The sequence below is a fragment of the Denitromonas halophila genome (genome assembly GCF_007625155.1).
GTDB classification, from domain to species: domain Bacteria; phylum Pseudomonadota; class Gammaproteobacteria; order Burkholderiales; family Rhodocyclaceae; genus Nitrogeniibacter; species Nitrogeniibacter halophilus.
The window spans coordinates 64764-87019 of record NZ_VMNK01000018.1 but is presented as its reverse complement, the minus strand read 5'-3'; the positions used below and the strand labels follow the sequence as shown (position 1 = coordinate 87019).

Here is a 22256-nt window from a genome sequence, read left to right as displayed (position 1 = left end):
CTTACTTGGGCGCGTCGGTGTCGGGCGTGACCAGGGCGCCGGTGACGATGCCGTCGCGTTCGAGCGAGGTGACGATGCGGTCGCCCTCGCTCAGGCCGTCGGTGATTTCGGTCTGCGCCCAGTTGGCAATGCCGGTCTTGACCGGCTGGGCAGACAGCGTGCCGGTGGCCGCGTCGTAGCGCAGCACATCGCCGCTGCTGCGCAGCGCCGCGGTGGGGATGCGCAGCACGTCCGGGCGCGACTCGAGAATCACCTCGGCGTCAGCGCTGTAGCCGACGAGCAGGCCGCGGGCTTCTTCGGGGTGGTCGAAATCGACCTCGACATCGACCGTGCGGGCCTGCTTCTCGACGGCGAACACATAGGGTGCGACGCGGCGCACATGGCCGGCAAACACCCGGCCGGGCAGGGCGTCGAGGGTGATGCGCACGGTCTGACCGGCGTGAATCTTGGGCGCGTCGACCTCGTCCATCGGCGCCTTCACATAGAGGCAGCTTTCGTCGATCAGGTCGATGGCCGGTGGCGTGGCGACGCCGGGCGGCGAGGGCGTGGCGTATTCGCCCAACTCGCCGACGATCTTGGCGATGGTGCCGGCAAAGGGGGCGGTGAGCACGGTGCGTTCGGTGTTGGCGCGGGCCGCGTCGAGCTGGGCGCGCGCGGCGGCAATGTCGGACTGGCTGGTACGGCAGGCGGCCTCGCGGGCGGTGGCGTCGGTGCGCGCCTTTTCTTCGGCCGAGCCGGAGACGAAGCCGCGCTTATGCAGGGCACTCTGGCGGGCGGCCTCGCTGCGGGCATTGGCGGCCATGGTGCAGATTTCAGTGACTCGGCGCTGGGCGGTTTCGAGCTGGCGCTGTGCGACAACGACCTGAGCGGCTTGATCGTCATTCCACAGGCGCATCAGCACCTGGCCGGCGACGACCTTGTCGCCTTCCTTGACGCCGAGGTATTCAATGCGCCCGCCGGCGATGGTAGAGAGCTTGGCGCGCTGGCAGGCTTCGATTTCACCGGCGCGGGTGTTGGAGACGGTGGCTTCGACGAGGCCGCGGTCGACCGTGGCCAGCGCCACCGGGATCGGCGTGGGCCGCTTGAACCACCACACGGCGGCAGCGCCAGCGGCGATGAGGCACAGAAGGACAAGCAGGGTGCGTGCGCGCATGGGGCGAGGCTGTGTATTCAAAAGGGCTAATGATCCGCCCGATCGGTGACCGGTGCAACCGCGCGAGGTGTCGCGCCGGGCCAGCATCGCCGTGATGCTTAGCGATACTGCGGGTACTTTTCCCGGTACAGGCGCTCGAGTTCGCGTTTTTCTTCGGCCAGTCGGCGCTCGGCCAGCATGGCGTTGCGTTGGGCTTCGGCGGCGCGGTTGGCGCGCTCCTGTTCGACTTTGCGTTGCGCTTCGCGCTCGCGTTGTTGTTCTTCGCGGGTCTTGGTGCGCTGGTAGTCCGAGGCTTCGCGGTCCAACCGGCTGCGCAGGGCGGCCAGTTCGCGGGCTTCTTGCTGAGCCTGCCGCTCCTGCGCGCGGCGCTCTTGCGTGGTGGCGTAGCGCTCCTGCGTGGCCGATTGCCGGCGCTCGTTCTGTTCGAGCTGGTAACGCGACAGTTCGACTTGTTGCTCGGCCATCGCGCTTTGGTGTTCGAGCACCATCTGAGTCAGTGCGCGCTGGTGCCAGATGGCGGCGGCGACGTAGCCCACCACAAGGGCGGCGGCGATCATCAGCGCGCGGCTCCAGGCCGGGGGGCTGGCTGCGGACGTCTTTGCCGGGGGCGGCGGGCTGGCGGGCGCCACATAGTGATCGGCGATGCGCTCGTCGTAGGCGGCGCGCAGCGCGGGGTCGTTCAACGTGGCGAAGGCGTCATTGAGCAGGCGCAGGGCCGGGGCGTCGCCCTTGGCTTCGAGCCGGCGCGACAGCAGCACGTGAGCGGCCTTGATCATGGCCGGCTCGGCCGTCGCGCTGACCTGAAGGATGTCGTAGAGGGTGCGGGCTGTCGTCATCGGTTCCGAGGTGCAGATAAAAAAGGGAGCGTGCCTCAGGGTTTCGACTTCTGCCACGAATCCTTGAGCGTGACCGTGCGATTGAACACAGGTGCGCCAGCTTGGCTGTCGAAGCGGTCGGCCACGAAGTAGCCGTGGCGCTCAAACTGGAAGCGCGACTCGGCCGTGACTTGCGCCAGCGACGGTTCGAGCTGAGCGGTGATGCGGCGCTTGGCGTCCGGGTTGATGTCGGTGAGGAAGTCGCGCTCGAAATCGGGGGCATCGCCCTCGCGGCGCTGGCCGGGCTGTGGGTAGGCGAAGAGGCGGTCGTAGAGGCGCACTTCGGCTTCGCAGGCGTGGGGCACACTGACCCAGTGCAGGTTGCCCTTGACCTTGTAGGTGTCGGCGCCGGGCGTGCCCGACTTGGAATCGGGGAAGTATTCGCAGGTGACGGCGGTGATATTGCCCGCGGCGTCCTTCTCGCAGCCGGTGCATTCGACCACATAGCCGTAGCGCAGGCGCACCTTGTTGCCGGGGAAGAGGCGGCGGAAGCCCTTGCTCGGGGTTTCCATGAAGTCTTCGCGCTCGATCCACAGTTCGCGCGAGAGCGGCATCTCGCGCTGGCCCAGTTCCGGCTTGAGCGGGTGGTTGGGCGCAAAGCATTGCTCGCTCTGGCTTTCGGGGTAGTTGGTGATGATCAGCTTGAGCGGGTCGAGTACGGCAACGCGGCGCTCGGCCGTGTCGTTGAGGTCTTCACGCATGCACTCTTCGAGCACGCTCATGTCGATCCAGCCGTCGGACTTGGACACCCCTGCGCGCTCGGCAAACAGGCGGAATCCGGCCGCAGTGAAGCCGCGGCGGCGGGCGCCGACCAGGGTCGGCATGCGCGGGTCATCCCAGCCGTCGACATGGCCTTCGTCCACCAGCTGCACCAGCTTGCGCTTGGACAGCACGACGTAGGTGAGGTTGAGGCGGGCGAACTCGATCTGGCGTGGCAGCGGGCGGGTGAAGAAGCCGCCCTCGGCGAGCTGCTCGAGCAGCCAGTCGTAGAAGGGGCGCTGATCTTCGAATTCAAGCGTGCACAGCGAGTGGGTGATGTTCTCGATCGCGTCCTCGATGGGGTGGGCGAAGGTGTACATCGGGTACACGCACCAGGTGTCACCGGTGCGGTGGTGGTGGGCATGGCGAATGCGGTAGATGGCCGGGTCGCGCAGGTTGATGTTGGGCGAGGCCATGTCGATCTTGGCGCGCAGGATGTGCGTGCCGTCGGGGAACTCGCCGGCTTTCATGCGGGCGAAGAGGTCGAGGTTTTCGTCGATGCTGCGCGTGCGGAAGGGGCTGTCCTTGCCGGCCTCGGTCAGCGTGCCGCGGTAGGCGCGCATGTCGTCGGCCGAGAGTGAATCCACATAGGCTTTGCCAGCGCGGATCAGGTGCTCGGCACAGGCGGCCATGGTGTCAAAATAGTCCGACGCGAAATACAGATGCTCGCCCCAGTCGTAGCCGAGCCATTGCACCGACTCGATGATGGCGTCGACGTACTCCTGCTCTTCCTTGACCGGATTGGTGTCGTCGAAGCGCATATGACATGCCCCGCCGAAACTTTCTGCAATGCCGAAGTTAAGACAAATGGATTTTGCATGACCATAATGCAGATACCCATTGGGCTCTGGCGGAAAACGGGTTTCGACACGCCCGCCCCATTTGCCGGCCTGGCGATCGACCTCGATCAGGTTGCTGATGAAATGGGCGTTGCGCGCGATGTCGGAATTGTCGGGGAGGGACATGGTTGAACGGCAGTGAAAACAGTAGCCTGCCATTGTAGCCGATGCGGGCGTGCGCAATGGCATGCGACGTTGTGCCATGACGTATGTTGTGTGGCGCTAAAGGGCGGCTGTCATATGCCGTTGACGCATCGAGTGTGCCACTGTCGGCGGCAACGTCGGTGAGGCAGACCTTTCAATAAAAACGAAGAACGCAAACGCTGGAACCCCATATGACATTGCGCCCCTACGTGCTGACCGTGATCCTGGCCTGCCAGGCGACGGCCTTTGCGCAAACCGATCCGATGGATTTCTCGCTCGGCGAACTGGTGGCACAGGAAGTCATTTCGGTGGCGCGCAAGCGCCAGGATATTGGGGACGTCGCGGCTGCCGTACATGTGGTTTCTTCCGAGGATATCGCCCGCATGGGCGTCACGACGCTGCCGGATGCCTTGCGCCTGGTGCCCGGCGTGCAGGTGGCGGCTATCGGCAATAATCGCTGGGCAGTGGGGGTTCGGGGCTTCAACGGGCGATTTACCAACAGTCTGCTGGTGATGGTTGATGGCCGCACGGTGTATTCACCTCTGTTCTCAGGGACCTTCTGGGAGGCGCTCGACATTCCCTTGGCCGAGGTCGACCGGATCGAGGTGATTCGCGGCCCGGGCGCGTCGATCTGGGGCGCCAACGCGGTCAATGGCATCGTCAATGTCATCACCAAATGGGCGCGCGCCACGCAAGGTGACGCGGCGCGAATCACGACAGGTTCGGAGGATCGAGCACTGGTGTACGTACGCCATGGCGGCACGTTGGAAGACGGGCACTACCGTGTCAGCTATCAAGGCCGCTCGCGTGATGATTCGCGCCAGATCAACGGGGGCCAGGGGGAAGACAGCTGGCAGACCCAGCGACTGGGATTGCGACTGGAGAAGTTTCTCGGCGATACCGGCGAATTGAGCGTGGTCGGCGAGGTCTACCGCAACAACAGCCGTGATCTGTGGAATGTGCCGGATATCACCTCGCCGACCTTGTTGCGAGCCACCCGGTTTGTTCAGCGCGACGAGGGTGCCGGATTGACGGTGCGCTTGAACCGGCCGCTGGACAACGGGCGCGAATGGGCGCTGCAAGGCAGCTTTCAGTACGTGGATGCGCAGGTTGGCAATTTTCTGAGCGAGTTGCGCCGCTCCGTGGATCTGGATGGTCAGTACCGTTTCTCGGCGGGGGCGCATGATCTGATTGTCGGTGCCGGCATGCGTTATCACGACCAGGAGGTCGTCGGGCGTGGCTTCTTTCAAGTGGACGAACCCGAGCAGCAGTTCGGTCTGGTCAGCGCCTTTGTGCACGACGAGATCACGCTGATTCCCGATGCGCTCACCCTGACGGCCGGGCTCAAGTTCGAGCATCACAGCTGGACGGGGAACGAATGGCAGCCCAACCTGCGCCTGGCCTGGCAGGTGGCGCCAAGTCATCTGGTGTGGGGCGCGGTGTCGGAGGCGTCTCGGACACCGGCGCGGGTGGAATACGACATGCAGTACGCATCGCAGGTCATCTCGGCCTCGCCGCCGACCCGCATCGTCTTCCGGAGCGCGGACACATTGGCCGCCGAGCGTGTTCGTTCTTACGAGTTGGGCTATCGCGGGCAGCCGACCGAAACCACGCATGTCGATGTCACCGCCTTCGTGATGCGCTATCGCAATCTGAGGAACGTGTCCAACGCCGGGGTGTATGCCTCCGGGGGCTGGTTTATCGTCGATGCGCCGCTCAGTTTCGATGGTCATGGCACGGTCACCGGCGTCGAAGCGGCGATCGATTGGCAGCCTTCGACGCGGTGGCGCATGCGTGTGAGTTACTCCCATCTTGATACCCAGACCGAGTCGGCCGGCAACTCGCTGACCGATGCGGCGGCCGAGTTCTACATGCAGCGCGTGCCGTCGGATCAGTTCAGCGCTCACGTGACCTGGAAGCCGTACGCCGGACATGCGATGGATATGGTGGTGCGACATGTGGGCGCGCTGGTCAATCGTGATCCGGGTGCGACCGCCATCAAGTCTTATACCGAGCTGGATCTTCAGTACGGTTGGCGCGTGTCGCCCAAGCTCACGCTTGCGGTGACCGGGCGAAATCTGCTGAATGCCCGACATGCTGAATTCGGGCGCTTGTACATGCCGTCCCCAACACACGAAATTGAGCGAAGCGTGCACTTTACCGCGCAGTGGGCGCTCGATTAACCGTGTCAGGGTGTTTCTGCGTGACGCAAATCAACGTCGCTGAGCGGGTCTTCAGGCCACCATTCGGCCAGCAAATTCTAGGTTAAGGGTCATGCAGCTCAATTCACGAAAAATCGTGTCCGCCTTGATTGTTGTGTGCTTGTCAGGGGGGGCTGCGGCCGATGATGGCTTGATGGATCTCAGCCTTGAGGAACTGGCTGATATCCAGGTGCTGTCGGTCTCGCGCAAGGCTCAGCGATTGGGCGATACGGCCGCTGCCGTGACGGTGCTGGCCCGTGATGACATTCGCCGAAGTGGGGCGCGTAGCGTGCCTGAAGCCCTGCGTCTTGTGCCCGGGGTGCAGGTCGCCCAGTTTGGCGCAGGTCGCTGGGCGGTCAGTGTGCGCGGCTTCAATAGTCGCTTCGCCTCCAAACTGCTGGTTCAGGTCGATGGCCGCAGCGTGTATTCGCCGATGTTCTCCGGGGTGTTCTGGAATGGCCTGAATCTGATGATGGAGGACATTGAGCGTATCGAAGTGGTGCGCGGCCCTGGCGCGTCCTTATGGGGCGCAAATGCGGTGAATGGGGTCATCAACATCGTGACGCGCAATGCGGCTTCGACGACCGGCAGCATGGTGCGGGCCAGTGTCGATGATCGCGGCAATCCGGAGGTGGCGGTGCGTCAGGGGCTGACGTTGACTGGTGGCGCCGCGCTTCGGGTGTACGCCCACAGCGAGAATCGTGCGCCCTTCGAAACCCGGGGCGGCGCCAGTTCTCAGGACGAGCAGACCGGTTGGCGAACCGGTTTTCGGCTCGACAGCGATGTGGGTGAGCCGGATCACTGGATGATTAGCGGTGAAGCCTACCGGCAGCGCAGCCCCGAAATTCTGACCCTGGGGGGGGCTGGGACCTATTACACCCCCTTCGATTTTGAAGGCGCCCACATCCTGGCCCAGCGGGACTGGATGACGGCGGCGGGGCAGACCTCGTTGCGCGCGTATGTCGATTATGCTGATGTGGTACAGGGGGGGCTTGGCGACGCGACGGTGCACACGGCCGACCTGGATTTCCAGCATCGCTTGCCGGTGACGGGAGCACATGAGTGGATCTGGGGCCTCGGTCTCCGGCACCAGTCCATTTCCGTCAAGAGTCGGGTGCCGGTCATTGAGTTTGACAAGGATGAAGTTGAGCAACAAACCTTCAGCGCCTTCGTCCAGGATGAGATCGTGTTGTTGCCCCGGCTGCTGCGGCTCACGCTGGGCGCGCGCTTTGAAGCGCGCAATATGGGCACGCCCGAGTTTCAGCCGACGGTGCGTTTGTTGTGGTCGCCGTCGGATCGGGACACGGTCTGGACGCACTGGTCGCGCGCGGCGAGGACGCCGTCCTACGGTGAGCGTTATGCCGGGTTGGTGGCGGGCGCTCAGGCGTTTGGGCCCTTTCCCGTGGTGACGCTGATCTCCCTGCCCGAGGAGGACCTGCGATCCGAATCCGTGAATGCGTTTGAACTGGGCTATCGTCGCCAGCTCGATCGCGGCAGTGTCGAGGCCGTGTTGTTCCGGCAGCGCTATTCGCATCTGGTCGGGAACAGTTTCGGCGGGCTTCGGATGCCCGGCCTGTTCCCGCCGACACCGGATGTCTTGCTGACCCGTCACAATCGGGCCTCGGCGGTGACGGAGGGGGCGGAGTTCGGGGGTGAGATGGCCGTCAACCAGGACTTGCGCCTTGGCCTGGCCTATACCCTGATGCGCCAAAACTACGATACGACGGGCGACGCCATTCTCGACGGCGGAAATGCGACCATCGCCAATCGCAACGCCAATCACTGGCTGAGCCTGCAGGCGCGCATTGATCTGTCCAGCCGTCAGGAACTCGATCTGCAGGTGCGCCATGTCGGTGCGCTCAAGGGGCAGCCGGCGCCGGGCGTGGATGCCTACACAGTGATGGATGCACGGTATGGCTATCGCTTCAGCCGGCGCGCCGAACTCACCCTGAGCGTCACCAACCTGTTCGACAAACGTTACACCGCTTACAGCTCAGACTATTTTCCCTCCGCGTATGCCTATGACCGGCGTCGGCTCTTGCTGACCGGGCGCTGGACATTCTGAGCGGGACGACTGTGCGCTGGCGAGCCCTTCTCCCCTTCCTGCTGGCTTTGCTGGCCGCGTCGCCGCTGCGTGCGGCGCCGCCGACCGAGTATCAGCTCAAGGCGGTTTTCCTGCTGAACTTCGCGCGGTACGCGACCTGGCCCGATGAGGCGCTGGCCGATAGCGATGCGATTGATATTTGCGTGCTCGGGCGTGATCCGTTTGGGGAGCACTTGAGCGGGCTCGAAGCGCGTCAGGCGCAGGGACGGGCGGTCAAGGTGCACTATCCGGCGGCGGCGCTGGAGGCCAAGGGCTGCGAAGTGGTTTTTGTGGCGGCATCGGAACAGCGACGGCTGAACGCGATTTTACGAGAACTCGAAGACTGGCCGGTGCTGACGGTCAGTGATATCGACGGGTTCATCGAAGCCGGCGGCAATATTGGCCTGGTGACGGTGGATGACCGCATCCGCTTCGACATCAACCGCTCGACCGTGGCGACTCAGCACCTCCGCCTGAGCGCGCAGCTGCTCAAGCTTGCGCGTCGGCTGATCGGGCGGGAGGGCGACTGACATGGCCTTGAAGCCCCATCGCTCGCTGGGCCGCAAACTGCGCAGCATCGTGCTGGTCAGCATCATTGTGGCCTTGGTTGTGGCGTTTCTGGCCATCGGTCTGAGCGAGTTGCGCCAGGAGGTTCAGCGCATTCAAGACCAGGCCGCCATCTACGCGGAATTGGTGGTCGAGAACGGCGCGGCCCCCTTGCGGTTTGAAGACGTCGGCAGTGCCGAGCGCCTGCTCGGCTCGCTGCGCCATGTTGAACAGATTCGTGCCGCGCTGTTGCGCCGCGCCAATGGCGAAGTGTTTGCAACCTATCCGATCGACCTTGAAGACATCGCCCCCAATTTTTATCCGCTTCGGACCCTGCGGGTGGATGAGGCCGGCATCTGGGAGTTTCCGCGCTACTTCCGCGCCTGGCCGGTGCGTCACGACGGTGAATACCTGGGCGACCTGGTGCTGGAAATCTCGCTGGCTGGCATGCTGGCGGACATGGTCGAGTGGTTTGTGCTGGCGCTGGTCGGGCTGGGCCTGGGCGGCCTGGTCGCGACCCTGCTGGTGCGTCGGGCGGAGCAGTCCATTGTGCAGCCGGTGGTGCAGCTGGCCAGCGTGGTGCGCGATGTCCGCAACTCGGGGCGTTACGATGTGCGTGCGCCCGCCGGCCCGCGCGACGAGGTTGGGGAGCTGGTCGACGGTTTCAACAGCATGCTGACCGAAATCGAGGCACGCGATTCGGCCCTGGCCGCGCACCGCGATCGTCTCGAACAAGACGTGGCCCTGCGCACCGGCGAACTGTCGATGGCCAAGGAAGAGGCCGATGTTGCGCGTGAAGAGGCCGAGGCCGCGAACCGCGCAAAGAGCCTGTTCCTGGCCAACATGAGCCATGAAATCCGTACGCCGATGAATGGCGTGCTGGGCATGGTCGAGTTGCTGCGCGGCACCGAGATGAACAGCCGGCAGGTGCGTCTGATCGACACCTTGCATGCCTCCGCCGAGTCGCTGCTGTATCTCATCAACGATGTGTTGGACGTCTCCAAGATCGAGGCGGGCAAGCTCGAGCTCGAGCAGATCGAATTTTCGCCGCGCCAGGCGGTTGAAGACGTCGCCTTGCTGTTTGCCGAACGGGCCCAGCGAAAGGACGTTGAGCTGATGGTGGTGGTGTCGGCCAATGTGCCAGAGCGCGTCTGCGCCGATGGTCACCGCTTCCGCCAGGTGCTCAACAACCTGGTGTCCAACGCCGTCAAATTTACCGACAAGGGGTATATCCGGATCGATCTGGACGCCCGCGTTGCGGCGGACGGACAGCTTCGGCTCGATGGCAGCGTCACCGACACCGGCATTGGCATTCCCGCAGATCTTCAGCCGCGCCTGTTTCAGGCCTTTTCGCAGGCCGACAGCTCCATGGCCCGGCGCTTTGGTGGTACGGGGTTGGGCCTGACGATTTCGCGGCAGCTGGTTGAGTTGATGGGCGGGCGGCTGGAGTTCGAAAGCATCCCCGAGGAACGGACGCGGTTTTTCTTTGCGGTCGATGCCCGCTTGTGTGACCCCGCGCCGATGTTCAAGCCCGCCGGGCGGGTGGCGATTGTGGCCGGCAGTGCGCCGTTGCGCGACGCCCTCATGGTGCAGACCGAAGCGCTCGGCTACGAGGCCGACGGCTACGCCGACCCGGAGGCATTGGCCCGTGCCGGCGCCGCGCCCTACACCGCGGTGCTGGTGGATCGCCATGGCACCAACAGCGACGGGTTTGCGCGCATTGCGCAGATGGCTCGAACCGGCCAGCGGATCGTCGCCCTGATTCGCCTGCGTTCGGCCAGTGATGAAGAAGACGCTCGAGCGGCCGGCGCTGAAGCCTGCGTGCCCAAGCCCGTCTTGGCCAGCGATCTGCTCGCCGTGCTGCGTGGCGATGTGTCGCGTCAAGTGCGGCAGCAAGTCAGCAGTGCGCCGACCCTACGCTCGCGCGCTCGGGTGCTGCTGGCCGAGGACCACCCCGTCAATGCCGAGATCGTCTGTGCCCTGCTGGGCGAGTGCGGTTGTCGGGTGACGGTGGCGAACAACGGCCGCGAAGCGGTGGCCATGTATCGCAAGGGCGCGTTCGACCTCGTGTTGATGGATATTCAGATGCCCGAAATGGACGGCATCGAAGCCACGCGCGAGATCCGTCGCGCCGAGCGCTCGGGCACCGGCAGCGAACGTGTGCCGATTCTGGCGCTCACCGCCAATGCCCAGCGCGATGATCGCGCCGCCGCCTTGTCGGCCGGCATGGACGATTACCTCACCAAGCCGGTCTCCGGCGAGCGACTGCGCGAGGCGCTGATGCGCTGGGCGCCGACGGTCCCCATGGACGCGCCGGCGGTGCTGGGCGCGCCGGCGGCCGAGCCTGTCGACAGCGCGGTCGTGGGTGAGCTGCCGGCGCTCGACATGGCCGTCCTGCTTGGGGTGCCCGGCGTGCGCGGTGATCGCGCGGCGCCCATGCTCAAGCGCCTGGCCAAGCTGTTTGTCCGCGAGACGGGTCAGCAGGTGCAGGCGCTCGCGGAGGCGTTTGCACAGCAGGATCGATCCGCTGCCCAGCGGGTGGCGCACAAAATGAAATCGGCCGCCGCAGCGGTGGGCGCGTCGCGTCTGGCAGGGCTGGCGCGGTCGCTGGACACCGCCCTCAAGGCCGGCGAGGATATGAGCGAATTGCCCGAGGTGGCCGAGTTGCAGCCCGCTTTCGTGGCCTACCAGAAGGCCCTGGTGGATGAAGGCGTCGAACTGGATGGGGCGACGGCTGGAAAGGATCTGAGTTCATGACCGAGATTGAACGGAGCGCGCGCCTGCTGGTGGTCGATGATGACGACGTAACGCGCATGCTCGCGTGCGCCGCGCTCGAAGAGGCCGGCTTCCAGGTGGCCGAAGCGGCCGATGGCGAGGCGGGGTTGACCCGTTTCGGCGAGTTCCACCCCGACCTGATTCTGCTCGACGTGCTGATGCCGGGCATTGATGGCTTCGAAACCTGCCGGCGTCTGCGCCAGCAAGGCGTGCGTGTGCCCGTCATCATGCTCACCGGCCTGGAAGACACCGCGTCGATCGAGCTGGCCTACGACAGCGGCGCCACCGACTTCATCCCCAAACCGATCAACTGGACGCTGCTCCGTCACCGGGTGCGCTATGCCTTGCGCGCCGCCGACGCGGTCGATAGCCTGCTGCGCAGCGAACGCAACCTGAGCGCGGCGCAGGAGATCGCGCGCATCGGCAGTTGGGAGTGGGATCTGAGCACCGACCGCTTCCATCGCTCCGACAACTACTGCGCATTGTTTGGCGAAGATGCCACATCGTTTGGCAAGGGCCTGTCGGCCCTGATCGAGCGGGTGCATCCGGGCGATCGCGAACGGGTCTGCAAATCGCTCGACAGCGTCTGCGATGGCCAGCGGTACGCGCTGGAATATCGCATCTTGCGCGCCGATGGTCAGGTGTGCACTGCCCATGAAATGGCGGTGCCGCTCAGCGACGCCAACGGTCGGGTGGTGCAGGTGCAGGGCACGCTGCAGGATATTTCCGATCGTGTCGCGGCCGAGCAGCGCATCCGGCAACTGGCCTATTTTGACGACCTCACCGGTCTGCCCAATCGGGTGCACTTTCGCGAAGCCCTGCAATCGGCGCTACTGCGCGAACAAGCCCGGGGCGGGCATTGCGCCGTGGTGCTGATCAATGTCGACCGGTTCAAGCGGATCAACGAAACCCTGGGCCAGGATGCGGCCGACCGGGTGTTGCAGGTGCTGGCCTTGCGCCTGGGCGCCGGCCACGCCGGCACGACCGAGGATGGTGTGGCGCCCGATCGGTTGGACGCGCCGCGCATGGCGCGCATCAATGCCGATAATTTTGCCCTGTTTGTCGAGGGCGCCTCGGGCCGTGCGGCGGTCGAGGCCGAGGTGCAGTCTTTGCTGTCACGGGCTGGCTCGGCCGTGCACATGGACGGCCAGACCTTGAATGTGTCCTTCAGTGCCGGTCTGGCCTTCTATCCCAAGCATGGCGACACCGCCGATACCTTGCTCAAGTCGGCCGAGATGGCACTCGGCGCCCTGCGTCGCTTGGGCGAGCACGACGCCATCCAGTGTTACACCGAGCAGATGAAAGTCGACGCGATGTCGCGCTTGAGCATGGAAAGTGCCTTGCGCGAAGCGATCGACAAGGATCAGTTCGTGCTGGTGTATCAACCCAAGGTCGACGCCGACCGGGGGCGCATCGTCGGTGGCGAGGCCCTGGTGCGCTGGCATCACCCGACCGAAGGCGTGATCGGCCCGGTCGCTTTCATTCCGCTGCTCGAAGAGATGGGCCTGATCGGTCATCTTGGTCAGTGGGTGCTTAACCAGGCCTGCGATGACCTCAGTCGCTGGCGGGCCGCCGGCGTGCCGGTGGTGCCCATCGCGGTGAACCTCTCGGCGATCCAGTTTGGCCGGCAGGATCTGCTCGACAGCATCCGCGACACCCTCGACGCCCACGAAGTGGGGGCCGACATGATCGAACTCGAAGTGACCGAGTCCGCGCTGATGCGCGACACCCATGCGACGGCCGAAGTGCTGCACGGGCTGCACGGGCTGGGGCTGTCGCTGGCGGTGGACGATTTCGGGACGGGGTATTCGTCGCTTGCTTACCTCAAGCGCTTCGCCGTCGACACGCTCAAGATCGATCGCTCCTTCGTGCAGGACTGCGACGGCGGCAACCACGACCCGGCCATCGTGCGGGCGATCATCGCCATGGCGCGCAGTCTGGGCATGGGGCTGGTGGCCGAAGGTGTCGAGACCGAGGCGCAGGCGCGTGTGCTGCAGGCGCATGGCTGCCCGGTAATGCAGGGCTATTTGTTTGCCCGGCCGATGTCGGAGGTCGATTTTCGCACCGCGCTGCGCGACGGCCTGCCGGGCGCCGACCGCTTCCGGCGTGCCGCCGAGTGAGCGGCGGCGACCTCAGGTCCGCCAGCTCACCCGTTCCGACAGCATCCCGCTGATCGCGTCCAGCGCCTGGGGCGACTCGGTGATGATCGCGTAATAGCCCTGGCCACCCGGCAGCGCGCGGGCCACATAGCCTTTCATCTGCAATGTGCCGGTCGGCGCATTCACGCCCTTGCCCGGGATGAGCAGCAAGGTGGCCGGGCCGTGTTCGGTGTCGAGCACGATATGCCAGCCCGTGCCTTCCGGCACCGGGCACAGCTTCATGTAGCGCACTTTGCCGACAGACCGGTGCATCTGGCCGCCGAAATTGGCCAGCACGAAGCGGAACTGGCTCGGGTCGGCGAGGCGGTGATCGGTCAGCGATTCGGGTTCGTGCAGCACATGCTCGATGGCCAGACGCGCGTAATCGACCTCCGCGCGCGGCTGCCATTGCTGGAAGCCGATGCCGAGGCTGAGCACCACCGTGGCGGCCAGCGCCATCAAGCTCCAGGGGCGGCGCTTGCCGTGATGCACATTCAGCAGCACACGGTCGGCCAGACCGTCCGGCACCGGCACGGCGAGCACCTGTTCGATCTGCGCATCGCTGGCGTCGAGACGGCGAGCAAATGCGCGGCACATCGGGCAGTCATGCATGTGCAGACGGGCCGCTGGCGACAGGCGACGCGGGTCCGCCAGCTTCTCGCGGCGAAAATCCAGGCAGGTGTAGGAGAGAGTGTCGCTCATTGGGTGCCTCGCTTGCGCGGCCGGTCGGATTCGCCCATTAGCCCGCGCAGGGCCTGGCGGGCACGGGTCAGTCGCACCATGATTGCGCCTTCGGTGGTCTCGAGTTGTTCGGCGATCTCGGCGCAACTGAAGCCGCCGAGGGTCTGCAGTAGAAAGGGTTCGCGCAGACTCAGCGGCAGATTGCCGATCACCTGCTCCAGTTCGAACATCTCCAGCGGATCGTGGTCCGCCGCAATGGCCAGATCTTCCGGCGCATCGTCGACATAGTCAAAGCGTTTGCGCTCATATAGCCGGGCGTGTTCGCGCCGCACGATGGTCAGCAGCCAGGGCTTGGGCGTGGCCTTGTCGCGCAGCTGATCCCAGCGCTGCCAGGCGCGGACAAAGGCCTCCTGCACCACGTCTTCGGCCACAAAGCGATCGCCGCACAGCCAGTAGGCAAAGCGGTACAGATCGCTACTGTAGGCGCGCACCACCTGATCAAAGGCGCGGCGTTTTCCCAGGGAAAGCAACATCAATCGACTCCTCCTGAGAGACCAGACCCGCGAGCCGGGCAAAAGCTTACAGACCCGGTGAGTCAATCTGCGCGGTCGACGCGGTAGAATGCGCCCATCTGAATCGACCCGTGTGTTTGCCATGATCCTAGTAACCACAGTTGACCGCTTGTGCCTGCCAGCAAGGAGCTGACTGTGCGGAATAAGTCGGCTTCGATGCCGCTCACCCGGCTGGTGGGTGCGCTACACACCCGATTGCACGCCTGGCGAGCGCTCTGGCTGCGTTGCTCCTCCTTACAGCGTGCAGGCTGCGCGTCGTCGCGCCTTGCCAGCGCACTCACCAGACGCACACTCGGGCGCGTCCAACTGCGGTTTCTAGGATGAATCCAGCCGGATTCCTTGCCGTCGGGGTCGGGGCGGCCCTGGGCGCCTGGATTCGCTGGTGGCTCGGGGTGCGACTCAACCCGCTGTTCCTCCAATTGCCGCTCGGCACCTTGGTGGCCAACCTGCTGGGCGGCTATCTGATCGGCGTGGCGGTGGCGTATTTTGCCCATCACACGGCGCTGCCGCCGGAAGCGCGCTGGTTTCTGGTGACCGGCTTTCTCGGCGCGCTCACGACCTTCTCGACCTTCTCGGCCGAGGTGGTGATGATGATCAGCGCCGCGCAATATGGCTGGGCGCTGGCCACAGCCGGGCTGCACCTGATCGGTTCCCTGCTCATGACCGGCCTGGGGATTGTCACTTTCCAGTGGCTGCGCGCCTGAGATGAGTGAGTTGCCGAATCGGGGCGAGGGCGCCCCGGCCGATCCCTTTGCCTTGCTCGATCGCTGCCTGCTGGCGGACCGTCATCGCCTGCTGCGCGACCTGCGCAGGCTCAAGCCGCGCCCAAAAACGCTGGACGCCTTGCCCGAGGCGCTTCGCACCCGGCTCGACCGCTCCGCCGCACGCTTTGCCGAGCGCGCCGCCAGCCTGCCGGTGCCGAGTTTTCCGGAGGCGCTGCCGGTCAGCGCGCGGCGTGAGGCGATTGCCGAGGCCATCCAGACGCATCAGGTGATCATCGTCGGTGGCGAAACCGGCTCTGGCAAAACCACCCAGCTGCCCAAGATCTGTCTCGCGCTGGGCCGTGGTGTCGGCGGGCTGATCGGCCACACCCAGCCACGCCGGATCGCCGCGCGTGCCACCGCCGAGCGCATCGCTGAAGAGCTGGGCAGCCCGCTCGGTCAGGCCGTCGGCTACAAGATCCGCTTCACCGATCGCCTCGGCCCGACCAGCCATATCAAGCTGATGACCGACGGCATCCTGCTGGCCGAGACGCAGGGTGACCCGTTCCTGAACGCCTACGACACGCTGATCATCGACGAGGCGCACGAGCGCAGCCTGAACATCGATTTTCTGCTCGGCTACCTGCGCAATCTGCTGCCCAAGCGGCCGGATCTGAAAGTCATCGTGACCTCGGCGACGCTCGACGCCGAGCGCTTTGCCCGGCACTTTGCCGACGCCAAGGGGCGGCCCGCGCCGGTGATCGAAGTCTCCGGTCGGCTGTTCCCGATCGAGATGCGCTACCGACCGCCGGAGGACGAGGACAAGTCTGCCCGTCGCGGCGCTGACGCTTGGGACGGTCTGGTCGATGTGGTTGACGAGGCCCAGCGCGAAGGCCCCGGCGATGTGCTGGTGTTTCTGCCTGGCGAGCGCGAGATCCGCGAAGCCACCGAGGCGCTGCGCAAGGCACATCACGCCGCCGGCACCGAGATTCTGCCGCTGTTTGCCCGCCTCTCGGCGCAGGAGCAGTCGCGCGTGTTCGGCCGCTCGAGCGGGCGCCGCGTGGTGCTGGCCACCAACGTGGCCGAGACCTCGCTGACCGTGCCGGGCATCCGCTATGTGGTCGACGTGGGTCTGGCGCGGGTCAAGCGCTACTCGGCGCGCAACAAGGTCGAGCAGCTGCAGATCGAGAAGATCGCCCAGAGCGCCGCGCGTCAGCGCGCCGGGCGTTGCGGCCGGGTGTCGGACGGCATCTGCTTCCGGCTTTACGACGAAGACGATTTCAATCAGCGCCCCGATCACACCGATCCGGAGATCCTGCGCGCCTCGCTGGCCGCCGTCATCCTGCGCATGAAGGCGCTTGGCCTGGGCGCGGTGGAAGACTTCCCCTTCCTCGACGCGCCGCCGCCCAAGATGATCGCCGACGGCTATCAACTGCTGAACGAGCTGGGCGCGGTCGACGAGCAGCAGCGCCTCACCGAACTGGGCCGCGAGCTGTCGCGCCTGCCCATCGACCCCAAGATCGGCCGCATGATCCTCGCCGCGCGCGACCACGGCTGCCTGCGCGAGGTGCTGGTGATTGCCGCCGCGCTGTCGGTGCAAGACCCGCGCGACCGCCCGCAGGCCCAGGCCGGCACGGCCGACCAGCGTCATGCGCTGTTCCGCGGCGGCGAGCAGGACGAAAAGTCCGAGTTCCTGTGGTACTGGAATCTGTGGAAAGCCTATGAAGAGGTGATCCGTCACCAGTCGAGCAACAAGCAGCGGCAGTGGTGCAAGGAGCACTTTCTGTCGCCGCTGCGCATGCGCGAATGGCGCGACATCCACGGCCAGTTGCATAGCCTGTGCGCCGAGCATGGCTGGAAAGAAGGCACGGTGCCGGCGCATTACGACGCCGTGCACAAGGCGCTGCTCACCGGTCTGCTCGGCCATCTGGGCTGCAAGGTGGAAGAAGAGCAGGGCGCGCGCGGCCCGCAGGCCGGGGGCTACCATGGCGCGCGCGGCATCAAGTTCTGGCCGCATCCGGGCTCCAGCCTGTCGCGCAAGGCCGGCAAGTGGATCGTCTGTGCCGAGCTGATCGACACCAGTCGCCTGTTCGGGCGCTGCATCGCGCGCATCGAGCCGGAGTGGCTGGAGGAAGTCGGCGCGCACCTGATCAAGCGCCATGTTTATGAGCCGCACTGGTCCAAGTCGGCCGGCAGCGTGCGCGCCTGGGAGCGCGGCACCCTGCATGGCGTGGTGTTGTACGGGCGCCGGTCGGTGGGTTACCGCGACACCGACCCGGCCCTGTGCCGCGAATTGTTCATCCGCGAAGGGCTGGTGCAGGGGAATATCGACGAGGCGGCGGCGCGCCACATGCCCTTCCTCAAGCACAACCTGCGTCTCATCAAGGAGATCGAGCGGCTTGAGCACAAGTCGCGCCGGCCCGATGTGCTGGTCGACGATGCGCTGATCGAAGCCTTTTACGATGCCCATCTGCCCGAGGACGTGGTCGACCTCGCGAGCTTCGAGCGCTGGCGCAAAACGGCCGAAAAGGCCACGCCGAAGCTGCTGCACCTCGACCGCGACCAGCTCATGCGCCATGAGGCCGAGGGCATCACCACCGACCGCTTTCCGCCGCAGTTGAGCGTGTTCGGTCAGCGGCTCAAGCTGGAGTATGTGCACGCCCCCGGCGAGGCCGACGACGGCGTGACGCTGACCGTGCCGGTGGCCATGCTCAACCAGGTGCCGGCCACGCGCTGCGAGTGGCTGGTGCCGGGCCTGCTGGAGGAGAAGGTGCACGCGCTGTTGCGTACCGTGCCGCAGAAGCATCGCCACCGCCTGCAACCCATGGCGCAGAGCGTGAGTGACTTTCTGGCAGCGGTCGAGGCCGGCGAGTGGGGTGCTGACACACCGCTGCTCAAGGCCTTGCAGCTGTTCGTCGAGATGCGGGTCAGCCTCAAGCTGCCGATGGAGTCATTTCGCCCGGAAAACCTCAATCCGCACTGCTTCATGAACTTCCGTGTGCTCGATCCGCACGGCCGGGTGCTGGCTCAGTCGCGCAATCTGGCCGAGCTGCGCGGGCGATTCCATGGGCAGATCGCGGCGGCCTTTGAGGCGGCGCGGGTCAAGCCGGCCGACTTGCCGGCCGTGGCCGAAGAGATCGCCGCGCCGGGCAAGGCGGCGCCCGACAGCGTGCCGGCCGGTGCGCTCAACGGGCTAACCGAGTGGTCTTTCGGTCCGCTGCCGGAGTTGCTCGAATTGAAGGTCGCTGGCCGTGAGGTGGTCGGCTTTCCGGCACTGCACGACGACGGCGACAGCGTGTCGCTGCGCCCCTACGACACGCCGGAGGAGGCCGCGCGAGTGCATCGCGAGGGGCTGGTGCGGCTGTTTTGCCTGACGCTGAAAGACCAGGTCAAGGCAATCCGCCGCCTGCCGGGGCTGCGCGACGTGGCATTGCGCTTCATCAGCTTTGGCACCGAGGGCGAATTGCAGGATCAGCTGGTGGCGGCCACGGTGGCGCGCACCTGCCTGCTCGAACCGCTGCCGACCGATGGCGACAGCTTTGCCGCCCGCGCGCAGGCCGCCAAGCCGCGCATGACATTGATCGCGCAGGAGTTGTTGCGTCTGGTCGATCAGGTGCTGGTCGAGCGGGCCACGCTCGAAAAGCGGCTGGGCGGGCTCAAGACCTATCCCGAAGTGGTCGAGGATATTCGCCAGCAGCTGGCGGCGCTGGTCAGCAAGCGCTTTGTGGTCGAGGTGCCCTACGAGCGGCTGACGCACTTCCCGCGTTACCTCAAGGCGGCCGTGGTGCGCATCGACAAGCTGCGCAACGCGGCCGAGCGCGACGCCGCGTTGATGCGCGACTGGGCCTTGCTCGCCCGGCCGGTGGAGCGCGCGCGGATTGATAGTTTGCGCGCCGGACAGGCCGACCCCTTCCTGGAGGAGTTCCGCTGGCTGCTCGAAGAGTTGCGCGTGGGATTGTTCGCGCAGGAACTCAAGACGCCGATGCCGGTCTCGGTGAAGCGGCTCTCAAAGATATGGGACGCCCGACCCCGTTAAGCGTCGGGCGGCGGGCGTCATCGTTTTGATGACGGCGCTACAATGATTTCCGTGTTTTCAAACGACAGGCAGGCATGAAGGACATTTTTCTGGCATACGCCCGGGCGGTGAAGAGTCTCACCGAACGCGGCGTGCTGTGGCATCTGGTGTGGCCCACGCTGTTGGCGATGGTGGTGTGGCTGATTCTCGGTATCGTGCTGTGGGACCCGATGGTCGCCGGCGTGATGAGCTGGATCGGCCAGTGGGACTGGGTGTCGGCGCGGCTCGACAGCTCCGAGGTCGGTGCGGCGGCGGTGCTGGTGCTGGTCAAGATCGCACTGGCGGTGCTGTTCCTGCCGGTGATCTACGTGACCGCGGCCTTGCTGGTGGCGGTGGTGGCCTTGCCCATCATGCTCGAAAAGGTCGCCAAGATCCGCTATGGCGATCTCGAAATGCGCCGCGGCGGCTCCAATACCGGTAGCGCCATCAACGCGGTGGCGGCGGTGGCGGTGTTCATTGTCGGCATCGTGCTGACCCTGCCATTCTGGCTGATTCCCGGTGTTGGCCTGGTCGCCTCGATCCTGCTCACCGCCTGGCTCAACCAGCGCGCCTTTGGCTACGATGCGCTGATGTTGCATGGCGACCGCGAAGAAATGCCACGCCTGCGCCAGGAGCACCGCGCCGCGCTGCTCGGCCTGGGCACCGGTTGCGCCCTGCTGGCCTACATTCCGATTGTTAACCTGTTTGCGCCGGCTTTCTGCGGCCTGGCCTATGTCCACTACCTGCTCGAAGCCTTGCGCCGCGACCGGGTCGGGCGTGGCTGGGTGATCGCGGATCAGGCCGGCCGTTAAGGAATTTTCATGGGCTTTGGCGCGATCATCATCGGCGACGAAATTCTCTCAGGCCGTCGGCAAGACAAGCATCTGGCCAAGCTCATCGAGTTGCTCGGCGAGCGTGGTCTGAAGCTGTCGTGGGTGCGCTATGTGACCGACTCGCGGCCGTTTCTGGTCAAGACGCTGCAAGAGACAATGGCCACCGGTGACGTGGTGTTCAGCTTCGGCGGCATCGGCGCAACGCCGGACGACCACACCCGCCAGGCCGCGGCCGAAGCGGTGGGGCAGCCGCTGGCGCTGCATCCCGAGGCCGAAGCCATCCTGCGTGGCAAGTTTGGCGATGAAACCACCGCGCATCGTTTGCAGATGGGCGTCTACCCGGTGGGTGCGGCGATCATCCCCAACCCCTATAACCAGGTCCCCGGCTTCAGCATTGCCAAGCACTATTTCGTGCCCGGCTTCCCGGTGATGGCCTGGCCGATGGTGGCCTGGGTGCTCGATACCTGCTACGCCGAGCTGTTCCACGCGGAAGACTATGTCGAGCAGGCGGTGACGGTGTGGGAGGCGTACGAGAGTCAGTTGGTGGCCTTGATGGAGCGCATCACCGCCGACTACCCGGATGTGACCGTGTTCAGCCTGCCGGCCTTTGCCGAGGCCGATCGGCGGCGCAGTATCGAGCTGGGCGTCAAAGGAACGGCCGAGCGCGTGGCGGCCGCCATGGCCGAGATCCTCGCTGAACTGGCCGCGCGCGGCTTCAGCTGGGACGACAAGGCGTGAGCGCTGCCTTGCGCAGCCAGCACCAGATCCATCTGCTTGGCCGACCGGTCGGTTATCACCTGCGCCGCTCGGCGCGCCGCACGCTCGGGCTGACCATCGACGGGCGCGGTCTGTCGGTGGCGGCACCGCTGCGTGCCCCGCATTCGGCGGTGGAGGCTTTTTTGAAGGCCCATGATCGCTGGGTGCTCGACAAACTCACCGCGCTGGCAGCACGGCCTCAAGCGGCCAAACTCGCGGTTGTCGATGATTTGTCGTTTCCCCTGATGGGCACGCCATGCCGTTTGACGCTGTCGCGGGGCCGGGCCGAGGTGCGCTGGATAGCTGCAGATGCTGATGACAATGCGTGCTTGATGCTGCGCTGTACCACTCGGCAGTCGCCGGCCGAGTGCTTGAAGCGGGCACTGCAGGCGCGGGCGCTGAGCTACTTTGAAGGCCGGGTGGCGGAGTTTGCCTTGCGCATCGGCGTGCCGGTGCCGCCGGTCGGGTTGACCCAAGCGCGTACGCGCTGGGGCAGTTGTTCGGCGCGCGGGATCCGTCTGCACTGGCGGCTGATTCATTTGAGCCCGGACCTGATTGATTATGTGGTGGCGCACGAGGTGGCGCACCGGGTTCACATGAATCACTCGCCGCGTTTCTGGGCACTGGTGGCGCAGGTGATTCCCGATGTGGGCGGCGCACGTTTGCGGCTCCGGCAGCTCGGACGCGCCCTGCCCGAATTTATCGATGCGGCCGAGCCGGCCGCATCTTCTATCGACTGAACAATAAGGACATAGCCATGCGTTTACTCCACACCATGCTTCGCGTCGGCGACCTGGACCGCTCGATTGCGTTCTACACGGACATTCTGGGCATGAAGCTGCTGCGCCGGCAGGACTACCCGGAAGGCCGCTTCACGCTGGCCTTTGTGGGCTATCAACCCGAGTCGGAAGGCGCGGTGCTGGAGCTGACCCACAACTGGGACACCGCGAGCTATGAGCTCGGCAATGGCTACGGCCATATCGCGCTCGGCGTGCCGGATGCCTACGCGGCCTGTGAGGCGATTCGCGCGGCCGGTGGCAAGGTGGTGCGCGAGGCGGGGCCGATGAAGCATGGCACCACGGTCATTGCCTTTGTGGATGACCCGGACGGCTACAAGATTGAGCTGATCCAGCGCGATTGATTGCG

General features: G+C 65.4%; 16 protein-coding genes. 11 read left to right on the top strand and 5 right to left on the bottom strand.

Features of this window, described 5'->3' with window-relative positions:
• Position 1: 1 nt before the first annotated feature.
• The 3 genes from FHP91_RS18565 to FHP91_RS18555 all read right to left on the bottom strand — a co-directional run bounded on the left by FHP91_RS18565 (position 2) and on the right by FHP91_RS18555 (position 3752).
• Positions 2 to 1153 carry an efflux RND transporter periplasmic adaptor subunit gene (locus tag FHP91_RS18565; RefSeq protein ID WP_144310996.1) on the bottom strand — a complete coding sequence of 384 codons (1152 nt, stop codon included), beginning with the start codon at positions 1151 to 1153 and terminating at the stop codon, positions 2 to 4.
• 98 nt (positions 1154 to 1251) lie between these two features.
• Positions 1252 to 1989, bottom strand: a complete 738-nt coding sequence (locus tag FHP91_RS18560; protein WP_144310995.1) for a hypothetical protein — start codon at positions 1987 to 1989, stop codon at positions 1252 to 1254.
• A gap of 35 nt (positions 1990 to 2024) precedes the next feature.
• On the bottom strand, positions 2025 to 3752 hold the full coding sequence (locus tag FHP91_RS18555) for a glutamine--tRNA ligase/YqeY domain fusion protein (RefSeq protein WP_144310994.1): 1728 nt from the start codon (positions 3750 to 3752) through the stop codon (positions 2025 to 2027).
• A gap of 209 nt (positions 3753 to 3961) precedes the next feature.
• On the opposite strand from FHP91_RS18555, the gene FHP91_RS18550 reads away from it, so the two are divergent.
• From FHP91_RS18550 to FHP91_RS18530, 5 genes are all read left to right on the top strand, one after another.
• Positions 3962 to 5953: a TonB-dependent receptor plug domain-containing protein gene (locus FHP91_RS18550; protein WP_144310993.1), complete on the top strand. Its 1992-nt coding sequence runs from the start codon at positions 3962 to 3964 to the stop codon at positions 5951 to 5953.
• A 172-nt stretch (positions 5954 to 6125) separates the two neighbouring features.
• The gene (locus tag FHP91_RS18545) at positions 6126 to 8036 is read left to right on the top strand and encodes a TonB-dependent receptor plug domain-containing protein (RefSeq protein WP_186301632.1); all 1911 of its coding nucleotides are present in this window, start codon (positions 6126 to 6128) and stop codon (positions 8034 to 8036) included.
• Positions 8037 to 8047: 11 nt separating this feature from the next.
• A complete protein-coding gene (locus tag FHP91_RS18540) occupies positions 8048 to 8584 on the top strand; it encodes a YfiR family protein (protein WP_186301631.1) in 537 nt (178 codons plus the stop codon).
• 1 nt (position 8585) lies between these two features.
• The gene (locus FHP91_RS18535; RefSeq protein ID WP_144310990.1) at positions 8586 to 11357 is read left to right on the top strand and encodes a response regulator; all 2772 of its coding nucleotides are present in this window, start codon (positions 8586 to 8588) and stop codon (positions 11355 to 11357) included.
• Positions 11354 to 13495: a putative bifunctional diguanylate cyclase/phosphodiesterase gene (locus FHP91_RS18530; RefSeq protein WP_144310989.1), complete on the top strand. Its 2142-nt coding sequence runs from the start codon at positions 11354 to 11356 to the stop codon at positions 13493 to 13495. Before FHP91_RS18535 ends, FHP91_RS18530 begins: the two co-directional genes overlap by 4 nt.
• Before the next feature lie 12 nt (positions 13496 to 13507).
• Here FHP91_RS18530 and FHP91_RS18525 read toward each other — a convergent pair whose 3' ends face one another.
• Complete coding sequence (locus tag FHP91_RS18525) at positions 13508 to 14215, bottom strand: DUF3379 family protein (RefSeq protein WP_144179247.1); 708 nt, start codon at positions 14213 to 14215, stop codon at positions 13508 to 13510.
• Positions 14212 to 14727, bottom strand: coding sequence for a sigma-70 family RNA polymerase sigma factor (locus FHP91_RS18520; protein WP_144310988.1), 516 nt, complete (start codon positions 14725 to 14727; stop codon positions 14212 to 14214). The genes FHP91_RS18525 and FHP91_RS18520 overlap by 4 nt, the downstream gene beginning before the upstream one ends.
• Positions 14728 to 15086: 359 nt before the next feature.
• Between FHP91_RS18520 and crcB the strand changes: the two genes are divergently transcribed.
• The 6 genes from crcB (at position 15087) to gloA (ending at position 22251) form a co-directional block, all read left to right on the top strand.
• Positions 15087 to 15470 carry a fluoride efflux transporter CrcB gene (gene crcB / locus FHP91_RS18515; protein WP_144310987.1) on the top strand — a complete coding sequence of 128 codons (384 nt, stop codon included), beginning with the start codon at positions 15087 to 15089 and terminating at the stop codon, positions 15468 to 15470.
• Between the two features lies 1 nt (position 15471).
• Positions 15472 to 19503, top strand: a complete 4032-nt coding sequence (gene hrpA / locus FHP91_RS18510) for an ATP-dependent RNA helicase HrpA (RefSeq protein WP_144310986.1) — start codon at positions 15472 to 15474, stop codon at positions 19501 to 19503.
• Positions 19504 to 19577: 74 nt separating this feature from the next.
• Positions 19578 to 20333, top strand: a complete 756-nt coding sequence (locus FHP91_RS18505; RefSeq protein WP_144310985.1) for an EI24 domain-containing protein — start codon at positions 19578 to 19580, stop codon at positions 20331 to 20333.
• Between the two features lie 9 nt (positions 20334 to 20342).
• Entirely contained in the window at positions 20343 to 21092 is a 750-nt protein-coding gene (locus FHP91_RS18500) for a competence/damage-inducible protein A (RefSeq protein WP_144310984.1), read from the top strand.
• On the top strand, positions 21089 to 21850 hold the full coding sequence (locus FHP91_RS18495; protein WP_246116371.1) for a M48 family metallopeptidase: 762 nt from the start codon (positions 21089 to 21091) through the stop codon (positions 21848 to 21850). The genes FHP91_RS18500 and FHP91_RS18495 overlap by 4 nt, the downstream gene beginning before the upstream one ends.
• 17 nt (positions 21851 to 21867) lie before the next feature.
• Complete coding sequence (gene gloA, locus FHP91_RS18490; protein WP_144310982.1) at positions 21868 to 22251, top strand: lactoylglutathione lyase; 384 nt, start codon at positions 21868 to 21870, stop codon at positions 22249 to 22251.
• The last annotated feature ends 5 nt before the right edge of the window (positions 22252 to 22256 follow it).